General features: G+C 43.6%; 9 protein-coding genes. 2 read left to right on the forward strand and 7 right to left on the reverse strand.

Annotation, left to right across the window (positions count from 1 at the left end):
* Positions 1-54: 54 nt before the first annotated feature.
* The 7 genes from AS141_RS18475 to AS141_RS18505 all read right to left on the reverse strand — a co-directional run bounded on the left by AS141_RS18475 (position 55) and on the right by AS141_RS18505 (position 7,394).
* On the reverse strand, positions 55-441 hold the full coding sequence (locus tag AS141_RS18475) for a DUF983 domain-containing protein (RefSeq protein ID WP_232424960.1): 387 nt from the start codon (positions 439-441) through the stop codon (positions 55-57).
* A gap of 83 nt (positions 442-524) precedes the next feature.
* Positions 525-1,874: a neutral/alkaline non-lysosomal ceramidase N-terminal domain-containing protein gene (locus tag AS141_RS18480; RefSeq protein WP_057939173.1), complete on the reverse strand. Its 1,350-nt coding sequence runs from the start codon at positions 1,872-1,874 to the stop codon at positions 525-527.
* Positions 1,875-1,880: 6 nt separating this feature from the next.
* Positions 1,881-3,044: an AIR synthase related protein gene (locus AS141_RS18485; protein WP_057939174.1), complete on the reverse strand. Its 1,164-nt coding sequence runs from the start codon at positions 3,042-3,044 to the stop codon at positions 1,881-1,883.
* A 293-nt stretch (positions 3,045-3,337) separates the two neighbouring features.
* Positions 3,338-4,366, reverse strand: coding sequence for a ferrochelatase (gene hemH, locus AS141_RS18490; RefSeq protein WP_057939193.1), 1,029 nt, complete (start codon positions 4,364-4,366; stop codon positions 3,338-3,340).
* Between the two features lie 157 nt (positions 4,367-4,523).
* Positions 4,524-5,018, reverse strand: coding sequence for a DUF4168 domain-containing protein (locus AS141_RS18495; protein ID WP_057939175.1), 495 nt, complete (start codon positions 5,016-5,018; stop codon positions 4,524-4,526).
* 303 nt (positions 5,019-5,321) lie between these two features.
* Positions 5,322-6,557 carry a cation:proton antiporter gene (locus tag AS141_RS18500; RefSeq protein WP_057939176.1) on the reverse strand — a complete coding sequence of 412 codons (1,236 nt, stop codon included), beginning with the start codon at positions 6,555-6,557 and terminating at the stop codon, positions 5,322-5,324.
* A 6-nt stretch (positions 6,558-6,563) separates the two neighbouring features.
* The gene (locus tag AS141_RS18505) at positions 6,564-7,394 is read right to left on the reverse strand and encodes a universal stress protein (protein WP_057939177.1); all 831 of its coding nucleotides are present in this window, start codon (positions 7,392-7,394) and stop codon (positions 6,564-6,566) included.
* A gap of 302 nt (positions 7,395-7,696) precedes the next feature.
* Between AS141_RS18505 and AS141_RS18510 the strand changes: the two genes are divergently transcribed.
* Positions 7,697-9,304, forward strand: coding sequence for a M14 family metallopeptidase (locus AS141_RS18510; protein ID WP_057939178.1), 1,608 nt, complete (start codon positions 7,697-7,699; stop codon positions 9,302-9,304).
* Positions 9,305-9,307: 3 nt separating this feature from the next.
* Positions 9,308-11,050 carry a M14 family metallopeptidase gene (locus AS141_RS18515; protein ID WP_082632358.1) on the forward strand — a complete coding sequence of 581 codons (1,743 nt, stop codon included), beginning with the start codon at positions 9,308-9,310 and terminating at the stop codon, positions 11,048-11,050.
* Positions 11,051-11,662 lie beyond the last annotated feature (612 nt).

Raw genomic sequence — 11,662 nt, forward strand, 5'->3', positions numbered from 1 at the left:
TATCTTCAAAACGCTGGATACCCCAAATATACGCACTTCATCTAAAGGAAAGAGTCAGGATGAACTGGGTATATCTTCACCTTTGTACGAAATAAAAATCGCTATCCATATAGCTCTGCTAACCCTATAAATAAAGGGTAAAAAAATCAGTACCGTGATTCCGAGCAAGGAAAGAAGGAGGCTAAGGGAGTAGTCAGGTTTTAGTACAGATAGCGCTACCCATGCAGTAATGAACAACGCAGTGTTGATCCCATAGCTGACGAACATGGCTCCGAAGTAATACCCAGGCTCTGGTTCAAAAGACTGTCCACAATGCGCACAGGATTTATTCATGATAGAAAACTTAGCTGGATTGAATAGTTTGCCACGCAAAAACATATCTCCTTTATGGCAGCGCGGGCACTTGCATTGATAGATACTTTTCAGTGTGGAGGATCTCATAGCATTTAAGTTTTCACAAAATTAACGTGGAAGGCGCTTTTTCAACTGGATAAAAACTACCTATGTGGGGACTTTTCGAACCTTTAAGGGGCAGACTTCTTAATGATTGTCATAATCATATCATCAAAGTATTTTCCGTTTCCCGGGCCATACCAGTTCATTTCACGCACTTCATGGAATTTTTCGTCATATAACTCGTCGGGAGTAATGTAGCCGATGTAGCCACCATTGAACGTAGTAATAATCAGGTTCAGTCCTTTGCTTTGTGCCAGCTTTTCCCATTTTTCATAGAAAACCCCCGAGAGCTCTCCGCTGGAAGCAATCATTAGCGTGTTGCCGATCTGGGTGATGTCCAAATGCGCATTGGTATCACCTAGCAGGTAATTGAATAACCATGGGCGGAGCCGAAGATTATCCGTAACCCGAAGATGTGGCGCCCGAAGTGAGATGGGAAGAGTGCCTGTAATTACTTTCGGGGTTTTGACAGCATCAAAATAGGTCATGTTTAGATTCAGTGCAGAATCCAGTTGATGCGCATATAGCTCTACCATTTCCGGAGTATTTCCTGGCCGCAGTGGCCTATGGCTCCCAACTGCTCCAGCTGCATACATAGCAAAGTCAAACCCACCGGCTTCCAGATCCTTGGTGAGGTAATAAGGATAGTCACCGGATAAGCCCATGAATTTGGTGCTTAAGGTGGTTGCATGTGCGGAATAGGTAAGGAAAGTGGCTTTTTTTCCAGACTTTTTGCTAAGAATAAGTTGACGTACAAATGGATCTGTGGAGCCGTCCTTGACAAATCTATTGGCTACCAGATCACCTGCATCTGACTTGCGATAGGTAATAGAAACCGTGTCTTGGATAGCAATTGCATTTTGCAACGCAGAAATACTGCGCGAAACCATCAGCTCCACAATGCTCTGGTCGTAACCTCCAAAAGCCATTTCCCCCATGGGGCCGGGCATATAGCCTCCCATTCCTGAGTGCGTATGTGTGGCGGTGAAAATCAGTTGGTCAATCGGAAGGTTTGCTTGGTGGACAGCATCTTGAACTTGTTTGGCCAAGTCAGGATGAACAATCAGCAATTCATAATTCAACCAAGCTACTCTCGTTTTACCATTGGAAAGAGCCAATGCCTTGACATAACTGCTGTCCTGTACGAATTCATATTTTCCTCTGGGTGCATAGCCGACCAAGTCTGCCGGCTCGTTTGGAGTCATATTGACGCTAGACCAGCCGGCAAGCCAGGCTTCCCCTTTTGATTTAGAAAATGTAGTGTTGTTTAATCGTGTAAAAGTTTCCTTGTAAAAGTCCTGATCCTGAATCGAAGAGCGATCTACTTTAGTCAACACGATCAGGGCAATTGCCACCAAAACAACAAAAGTCCAGCATAGGACTTTTGTTGTTTTTAATAAGATACTTTTAACGCTCATGCTGTCTTAATATTCAAACGTACCGTGAGGGCTATGGATAGTCACCTTTTTGCCTTGATAAGGTTCTACCCGACCGATGATCTGAGCTTCTACGCCATAGGATTCGGCGATGTCAATAATCTCTTCAGCATAACGCTCATCAAGATAAACTTCCATTCGATGGCCCATGTTGAAAACTTTATACATTTCCTTCCAGTCGGTACCGCTTTCCTCCTGGATAATTTGGAAAAGTGGAGGCGTCTCAAAAAGATTGTCTTTGATCACATGCAGGTCATCCACAAAGTGAAGCACTTTGGTCTGAGCCCCACCACTGCAATGAACCAGCCCATGAATTCTAGGTCTCATGTAATTCAGCACGTCCACCATAATAGGAGCATAAGTTCTGGTAGGGGAGAGAACAAGCTTTCCAATATTCACAGGTGCTCCGGGAGCTGGATCAGTAAGGTTATATTTGCCTGAGTAAACGAGGTCTTCCGGTACTGAAGAATCAAAGCTCTCCGGGTATTTTGTTTTTAATACTTTGCTGAACACATCATGACGGGCAGAAGTCAGTCCATTGCTTCCCATTCCGCCGTTGTAGGATGATTCATATTTTGCCTGACCAAAAGAAGCCAATCCTACGATCACATCCCCACCTTGAATCTGGTCATTGGAGATCACTTCATCGCGACGCATTCTACACGTTACGGTACTGTCCACTATTATTGTCCGTACCAAATCCCCGACATCGGCAGTTTCTCCACCGGTCAGCACAGCATTTACTCCGTTGTCCCGCAACATCTGAAGTACCTCTTCTGTGCCTTCAATGATGGCAGAGATCACTTCGCCAGGGATAAGGTTTTTATTTCTGCCTATGGTAGAAGAAACAAGGATATTGTTGATGGCGCCTACGCAAAGCAGGTCATCGGTATTCATGATAATGGCATCTTGGGCGATACCTTTCCATACACTCACATCACCAGTCTCTTTCCAGTAGGAATAAGCCAGGGAAGATTTGGTGCCGGCACCGTCCGCATGCATGATATTGCAGTATTCAGGATCGTTGCCAAGTGTGTCTTCCACGATCTTACAGAATGCCTTGGGATAAAGTCCCTTATCAAGATTGGAAATGGCCTGATGCACATCTTCTTTGGAGGCGGAAACTCCGCGCTGCATATATCGCTCGTTCATGGGGCAAAGTTAATAGGTTCTCTGCAAATTGGATGTATAAGAGGGGTAAAGTTGAATTGTCAGCCGAGGAGAATGAATTAACCGCAAAGATTCTGTTTCCGCAGGAGTGCAACTGAATATCATCAGAGAATTCGGTTCAAATTGAGATTAGTTTAAGTCTCATAGCTTGGACTTAAATTATCGCAGTCTTCAGACTGCTTTATGCTTTTTGATATAAAAGCCCAGCTTCTGGAGAAGCTGGGCAACCGTGTTCTCCGAGAAAAACGCTGCGCCTCCTGAGGTTAAAAAGCCGCTCAGGAATGCTCCAACACCATTGCCTTCACACATTCCACCCAGGTGTCTTCCGAGTTCAGGCTTGGCACTAAATCCCATTCTTCGCCGCCCAGCTCAAGAAATTTGTCCCGGTATTCACCTGCTACTTCAACAGTGGTTTCTAAACAATCAGCGACAAAAGCGGGAGAAAATGCAAGTACTTTTTTCACTCCCTGTGCAGCCAATTCAGAAATCACTTCATCCGTGTATGGCTTCACCCAAGGATCTTTTCCTAATCTAGACTGGAAACAATTTACTGTTTTCTCTTCTGGAATTCCTAATTTGCCGGCAATCAGCCGTGTCGTCTGAAAGCATTGTGCGCGATAGCAGTAGTGGTTTTTTGCACCATATTTGTTGCAACAAGAGCCTAGTTGACAATAGCCATCCACTGAGCCTTTGAGGATCTGCCGCTCAGGAAGTCCATGGTAAGAGAATAGAATCTTATCGTATGCTTTGCCTTCCAGCATAGCTCTGCCGCGCTCGGCCCAGGCTTCCACAAATAATGGATGCTCGATGAAATTACTTATAAATGAAATATCCGGGATGATTTGCCACGTACTTGCTATTCCCATTACTTTCTCCTGAACAGAGCCAGTTGAAGCAGAGGCATATTGGGGGAAAAGTGGCAGCACAATGATTTTGGTCACATGGGCTTTTCGCAATTCTTCCAGACCAGCTTCTATTGACGGACTTTGGTAGCGCATTGCAATAGCTACTTTATATTGCTTGGGATCGAGTTTTTCCAATAATCTGTCTCTGAGATCTTCGGTGTGGAAAAGTAGGGGAGAGCCACGATCTGTCCAGAGTTTACGGTATTCGTGTGCTGATTTGGGCGCACGAAAAGGTGCTATGATCAGGTTGATCAGCAACCATCTGTTGATATATGGGATGTCGATCACACGACCGTCCATTAGAAATTCGCGAAGGTATTTTCTTACATCGCCGGTAGCGGTACTGTCTGGAGTTCCCAGGTTCACTAGCAAAATTCCGGTTTTTCCGGTTTTAGTCATGAATGCGTTTGTTGTGAGGATTTCCGATTGAGAACCCAAAAGTAGCGCTTTGGTTCTGTTTTTTTCCATTGAATTGGCCAAATCCTCATTGAAAGTTTCAACCATAAAAAAAACCCGACATCAGCCGGGCTTCTTCAGAATTCCTCATTTATACATCTCAGGTGTCTCCAGAGAATAACTTATCTACTTTTTGCTTGATTTCCGGATTGCTATTATAGGCCATATAAATTGCCTCAAATTTTTCCGTAGACATTTTGTTGTTATCGATCACCTTTTCGATTTCTCCTTGAAGGTTTTCCTGCAATTTCATTATCTTTTGACCTGCGGCATTGAACTTCTCCAATTCTTTTGGGTCTTTAGAAACTTCCTGCAACTTGCCTCCCTGCTGTGCCTGGGCGAGCTCTTGGAATCTTGGCACTTCCATTCCTTCTTTCTCAATTGTGTTGACCATATCGGTCTGTATGTTTTCCTGCAGAGGCATGATCTCTTTATTGATTTTCACGAAGGTCTCAATCTCTTTTTCAGAGAAATTTTCGGTGGATTCGGTTGGAGTTTCAGGTGGAGTTACTTGCTGAGCCATCGATACGGTTGCCATCAGGCATAAAGTCATCAGGGCTAACGAGGAGATTTTTAATTTTTTCAGGTATTTCATGTGGTTGTCGTTTTGGTTAGTAAAACCTAAGCCACAAACTCAAATCCACCCCGATCTATTAATTTCCGTTTCAGTGTCTTTTAACTTGGATTAACTTTTGATAGTGCCTGAATGGCTTTAATGCAGCTTTTTATCAACTCTGGTTTTTAATTTCCTGAAGTGCATGAATAGATGATTAAGGGTAAAGAATGCCCCAAGTAACTATAAATTGGCGAAGACTTCCCCGATTAGTTAGTACTCACCTGACGAAGGAAGTCAGCTGGAAGATGAGCTGAGATATGAATTTTTGCTGATACTCATTTTCTAAACCTTCAGATTTCTCGCCCAACCAATCAATGGCCCGGCACTCATACTGGCTATAATAGCCAATATTACAAGACCTATGAAAAGTGGCTCAGTCACCAGGCCGTTCTCGAGCCCTATCAGTCCCAGCACTATATCCATGCTCCCTCTTGTACTCATACCAAAGCCTGCGATGATAGATTCTTTACGCGGAACTCCCGCCAATCGTCCCCCAAAATAAGCTCCATAATATTTGGTCAGCAGTCCCACGATTATCACAACTCCTACTATCCCCGGATCAAATCCCGAGATAAAGTCCAACTTTAATCCAATGGATACAAAGAAGATAGGGGCGAAAATATTATTGATAAACTGGTGTAAAATCTCCTTGGCTTTTTCTGTCAAATACTCCGAATCACCCAGTGCTACACCTATTATAAAAGCACCATACATAGCATGGATTCCAATAAATTCTGTAAAAGATGCCGCCAGAAAACATAGGGCCAGAGAAAGGGAAAGCAGACCACCTGGCCAAGCCAGCTTTTTATTGATCCATGGCAAGACTTTGTTAATCAGTCCCTTGCCAATAGTCAGCATCACCAACGTAAACAGGAACGTCAGCCCGATTGTAGGCCAAACCCCCAAGCCATCATTGCTGGATTCAGATAGGGATAAAATCACGGAAAAAATAAGCCATCCCAAGACGTCCACGATCATAGCTCCTGCAATGATTAGAAGGCCTGATGAAGTTTTGAATAGGTTCAGATCCATGAGAATCCTGGCTACAATAGCCAATCCCGTGATGGAAATGGCAAGTCCAAAAAAGGTGGAGGCAATTATTCTGTCATTAATATTCACTCCCAGAAACTCAGGAAATGCATAGGCGACCACGAAACCTGCCATAATCGGTAAAACCATGGAGGCTACCGCAATATAGAGGGGCTTTTTACCCTGACTCCACACAATGTGCAGTTCTACTTCCAGACCTGCAATGAAGAGCAATAGCACAACCGAAATCTGCACAAAGCCATCAAAGGCAATATTAGTCATCTCATGAGCACCGAATAAATACTCGTGGGCTCCGGGAAAGAAATTTCCAAGTATGGTAGGTCCTAGTATAATCCCCGCAAATATTTCACCTACTACAGCAGGTTGTTTAAATTTACGTGCAAGTTCGGCAAAGATTCTGGCCAGAATTAGAATGGATGCTAGCTGGAGGAGTAAATTAATTACCTCCTTATGGTCTAATGTTTCCATGGAGGTTTAATTTTTTACGATTAACAAATTACAAGGCAAAGTGCTCAATAGGTCTTCCAAATCATGGGGAAAAATCCTATCGAAAAAATTCAACTTATAATCATCACCAACCACCAGCAAGTCAGCATCTATTTTTTCGCAGAATCGTGCCAGCTCAACAGCCCATCTTCCTCCAGTAACCTTAATATTTGTCTTCAGATTGCCCTGATCAATTTTCTGTAGAATACCCTCCACATACGTCACTTCGTCCTGTACAAGCTGGCGCCGGGTCTGGGAAGCTTCGTCCTCGGAGTCTTCGCAGGCAGTCCCCATCTGCAGTCCATACATTTTTATTTCATTTAGGATATGGACTTGATCAGCTTTCACCTGTTTAGAAAAATCGATCCCTACTTTGATCACATGCGGGGTAATGTCGAGCTGGCTTCCGTTAATTACTATTTTCTCGAAACTGGTTGATTCCACCTTTGGCTCGATCAGGGTCAAAACAGAGCAAGGAGCTTTTCTAATGATTTTCCTTCCAACCGAGCCCATGTAATAGGTCAACAAACCCTCACGCTTAAGCGCTCCTGCTATCAGCAAATCGGCTTTTTGCTCTTTACATGCCTCAAGGATCATTTTCACAGGCTTTCCCTCTTTCCAGATTAGCTCGGTTTTAAGTTTGTCCAAACCGGTTTTGAAGATGATCTCCTCGAGTTTGGCCTCCAGTTCATCAGTCTTTTTACCAATATGGATTAGGATCAGGTCCGAGCCGAAAAGTAACACGAGTCGCTTGGTTTCAGAAATTAAAGCTTCCATCCTGGGGGAAAAAGCTATGGCAAGGGCTACTTTTTGATACATTTTGAAAAGGTGATGCCCTTAAATAAGCGAATTTTTCCCACCTGTCCAACACTTGTATCATAACTCCATTTATCACAAGCAATTCCCATTCAAGTGACATTTCCCCAGACACAAAAAGGAACAATGATTTTATCTCTGATTTTTTGTAAAATTTAAGTACTGGTCTTTTTGAAAAATCGACCGGTCAGAAAACTAAATCCCAAACGATTTATGAAATCGAGCGTGTTACATGAAGCACACATAGGAATGATTAGCTACCATGCGAGATTCCATATGGACTTTAAAAGACAAATAGAAAGCTTATGAAAAAAACATTACTCAGTTGGTTGCTGATCGGCGGAATGGGTATATCGGGAGCAGCTCTTGCTCAGTCTGACTATCCAACACTTGCCCAGCTCAATCAGCGACTGCAGCGTGTGGCCTCCAATGCCTCTGCTGAACTCACTTCACTCACCAAAACGGACGGAGGGAAAGATATTTGGGTATTGAAAGTAGGTGCCGGACAACTGGACGAAAAGCCTGCTATAGCAGTGGTCGGTGGAGTAGAAGGTTATACCGTTTTGAGCGTAGAACTTGCTGTTCAATTTGCCGAAAAGCTGGTATCAGATCATGCAGATGCGCTAGAGACCACTACTTTTTACATTTTTCCGAATATGTCCCCCGATGCATACGAGCAGTATCATGCTTCGCTGAAATATGAAAGAAGGGGAAATGCTGTATCTGTAGATCATGATAGAGATGGAACCCCAGGCGGCAACGGCTATACCGATCTTAATAATGACGGCATGATCACTATGATGCGTATAGAGGATCCTATGGGTGATTATATCGTTTCAAAGGAAGATGAAAGAGTTCTTGTGAAAGCTGACAAATCGAAGGGTGAAGCTGGAAAGTACTTGCTGTATAAAGAGTCCAAAGACGATGACAAAGACGGGGAATTTGCAGAAGATCTGAAAGAAGGAATTGCATTCAATAAGTCCCTGACTTATAAATTCCCTGTCTTTGAGCCTTTGGCTGGAGATATGCCGGTGACACAAAAGGAATCAAGAGCTTTGTTGGACTATTTGTTTGAGCAGTGGAATATTTTTGCATTTGTCACATTTTCCCCTGCCAATAACTTATCCTCACCGCTTAAGTACAATGCAGGTAATGCCGGCAAACGGGTTGTGACATCCATTTTGGAGAAAGACCAGGCAATCAATGCGATGGTTTCAGAAGTTTATAAGGAGACTGTGGATCAAAAAGCATATCGGCAAGACAACCAAGGGACAGACGGCGACTTTTTTCAATGGGCTTACTTTCACTTTGGAAGGTTAAGCTTTGGAACTCCAGGTTATTGGACCCCGGAATTCCAGGATTCTACGGACAAGGGAAAATCAAATGCTGAGGCCAATTTCCTTGCCCGGGCGGATTCTCTTGGTAGAAACGATGTATTTGTCCCATGGGCACAGGTTCAGCACCCTGATTTTCCAGGCAAAAAAGTGGAAGTCGGAGGTATCAAACCTTTTGTAATGACAAACCCTCCTTTTGAAGAGGTAGCGGAAATCGCGGATCAGCATACGGAGTTCATCCTAAAACTGGCAGAGATGCACCCAAAATTGGAAATCCATAATGTAAAAACTGAACCACTGGGAAATGGGCTTAGTAGAGTGACGCTAGATCTTTTCAATAATTCTAGCCTTCCTACACATTCGGAAATGGGGGAGAAATCCAGATGGCTACGCAAAATCAGAATAGATATAGATGCTGATCCTGAAAATATTGTCTCGGGGAATAAAATCGAGCTCATGAATTCTATTGGAGCATATGAGAAAGCCAGTCTGAGCTGGATCATAAAGGGAGGAGGAAATGTAACGGTAAAAGCGGGTGCTTCACATGCCGGATTCACTTCCCAAACTATAAAACTCTAAGCCATGAAAAAGATAAAAACAATAAAAATTTTCTTTGCTCTGGCTGTAAGTGGACTTAGCCTGAGCAGTAACGATGCAGACGCGCAAGAGAAGTTTTTCCGTGCCATAGGTACCCCGCATAATCCTAAAGTAGAAATTGCTTTCAACAGGTACTATACCTATGAGGGGCTGGTGGATAATATGAAGAAAATAGCAGCAGCACATCCTAATCTGGCCAAGTTAGAGTCTATCGGCAAATCATATGAGGGACGTGATATTATGACGCTGACTATTACGGACTTTTCTACCGGAAAAGATGCTGACAAGCCGGGAATGTGGATCGATGGGAATATACATTCCAACGAAGTTCAGGGTGGAGAATTCTCCCTTTACGGTGCTTGGTATCTTACAGAAATGTACGCTGACAATGAATTTATTCGGCAGCTTTTGAAAGATAAAGCTTTTTACATTACCCCCACAATCAATCCAGATGCAAGGAATGATTATTTCCTCAGTCCAAATACTGCGCATTCTCCCCGGTCTGGGATGATGATCCTGGACAACGACGGTGATGGAGTTGCCGGTGAGGATGGAATGGATGATCTGGATGGGGATGGTCACATCACTATGATGATCAGAAAGTCTCCCACCGGGCGATATATAAAAGATCCCCAAGATCCCCGTAAGCTGATTATGGTGGGATCTGATAAAATAGGCGTGTATGAAATGCTCGGTCAGGAAGGAACAGATGGTGATGGAGATGGCCGTGTAAATGATGACGGAGTGGGTTATTATGATCCAAATAGAGATTGGGGATGGAACTGGCAGCCTGACTACATACAGCGCGGTGCATTGAAGTATCCCTTTACTCTACCGGAAAACCGCTCAGTGATGGAATTTGTAATGAAACACCCGAATATCGCCGGAGCTCAAAGTTTTCATAATTCCGGTGGCATGATACTTCGGGGTCCGGGAGCGGAAGAAGATGTGAGTACTTATAATCGTGACGATATCCGAATCTATGACGCACTGGGACACAAAGGAGAACAAATGATTCCAGGCTATCGCTACCTGACCGTTTACAAAGATCTCTACTCTGTTTTCGGCGGTGAGCTTGATTGGTTTTATGGGGTGCGGGGAGTATTTACCTTTTCCAATGAATTGATGGTGCCGTATCTATATTTTAATAAAGAGTCTGGAGGGCAAAATGAGCAGTTTGAAGTAGATGAGTTTCTGACTATGGGTGATGCCTTTGTGAACTGGCATGAATTTGAGCATCCGCAATTCGGAACTGTGGAAATAGGAGGGTTTAAAAAGAATTTTGGACGCGCACATCCAGGCTTTTTGCTTGAGCAAGATGCTCATCGGAATATTGCTTTCACGATCTATCATGCCTATCATACTCCAAAATTGTCCGTATTGGATGTGAAGGAAGAAGAGTTGGGTGGAGGATTGAAATCTATTACGGCGACTATCTTCAATGAACGACTGATGCCTACACACGCAAGTCAGGATCTAAAGTATAAAATAGAAAGACCTGATTATGTTACGCTTTCGGGAGCCAAAGTGCTTGCAGGTTTTGTGGTGGAAGATGAAGATTTTAACAGAGTAAAGGAGCAGAAAAACTCACCTGAGAAAATCGCTGTGGATAACATCCCAGGGATGACCGGGGTAAAAGTAAAGTGGATTGTGTCTTCAGGATCCAATTATTCCATTACTGTTGATTCTGCCAAAGGCGGAAGAGCGAGCTGGAAAAAGGGAAAGTAGCGTGACAGTGATCAGTCTCAACCGCGGTTGTTCGTTGGGAACTGATTCGCTCACTAAAAGTGTAGAAAAATGCGGAGCAGAGGATGTTCCGCATTTTTTTAACTGTGGAAACCGAGGTTTTCATACAACTCTGGGTAGTGGTATCAATCGCTTCTATTTTGGTAGTGCGGGTTGTTTTTTTCTGAAAAACTAGGTTAATCACAGGGGGCTCGGCGGGTATGGCGATGTCCACGATTTTTTGATTTGGGCTACATTTCCAGTAATGGTATAGCTGTTTGCCCTTCAGGGGTGAACTATGGGTATAAAAGTAAATGCATGCACATTAGCCGTTTCTTTAGGTACAGTTCTATAGTTTGGGAACAAAAGTGCGATCCATGGTGAGATGCTATATTCTTCTTCTCTAGGGAAGTTGGGTGAATTACCCTCCCAGGGCAGGGGTCGATGGGTTGGGCTTCGGGGGTCATAGACTCGTCCAATGGCAACGCCTCATCCCGTTTTTGTTTTGTGTCCGACTGCATCCCACAACCAGACAATACTTTTATGCCCTGTGTTAAGATGTTCTCCTATGTTGAAAACCAAGAAAAACAGCTAAAATTTCACATACTTTTTCAT

The organism is Algoriphagus resistens, from assembly GCF_001442615.1.
GTDB lineage: Bacteria > Bacteroidota > Bacteroidia > Cytophagales > Cyclobacteriaceae > Algoriphagus > Algoriphagus resistens.

Coding starts and splice junctions, on each gene's coding strand:
- AS141_RS18475 (WP_232424960.1), bottom strand. CDS start 441: ATGAGATCCTCCACACTGAAAAGTATCTATCAATGCAAGTGCCCGCGC.
- AS141_RS18480 (WP_057939173.1), bottom strand. CDS start 1,874: ATGAGCGTTAAAAGTATCTTATTAAAAACAACAAAAGTCCTATGCTGG.
- AS141_RS18485 (WP_057939174.1), bottom strand. CDS start 3,044: ATGAACGAGCGATATATGCAGCGCGGAGTTTCCGCCTCCAAAGAAGAT.
- hemH (WP_057939193.1), bottom strand. CDS start 4,366: ATGACTAAAACCGGAAAAACCGGAATTTTGCTAGTGAACCTGGGAACT.
- AS141_RS18495 (WP_057939175.1), bottom strand. CDS start 5,018: ATGAAATACCTGAAAAAATTAAAAATCTCCTCGTTAGCCCTGATGACT.
- AS141_RS18500 (WP_057939176.1), bottom strand. CDS start 6,557: ATGGAAACATTAGACCATAAGGAGGTAATTAATTTACTCCTCCAGCTA.
- AS141_RS18505 (WP_057939177.1), bottom strand. CDS start 7,394: ATGTATCAAAAAGTAGCCCTTGCCATAGCTTTTTCCCCCAGGATGGAA.
- AS141_RS18510 (WP_057939178.1), top strand. CDS start 7,697: ATGAAAAAAACATTACTCAGTTGGTTGCTGATCGGCGGAATGGGTATA.
- AS141_RS18515 (WP_082632358.1), top strand. CDS start 9,308: ATGAAAAAGATAAAAACAATAAAAATTTTCTTTGCTCTGGCTGTAAGT.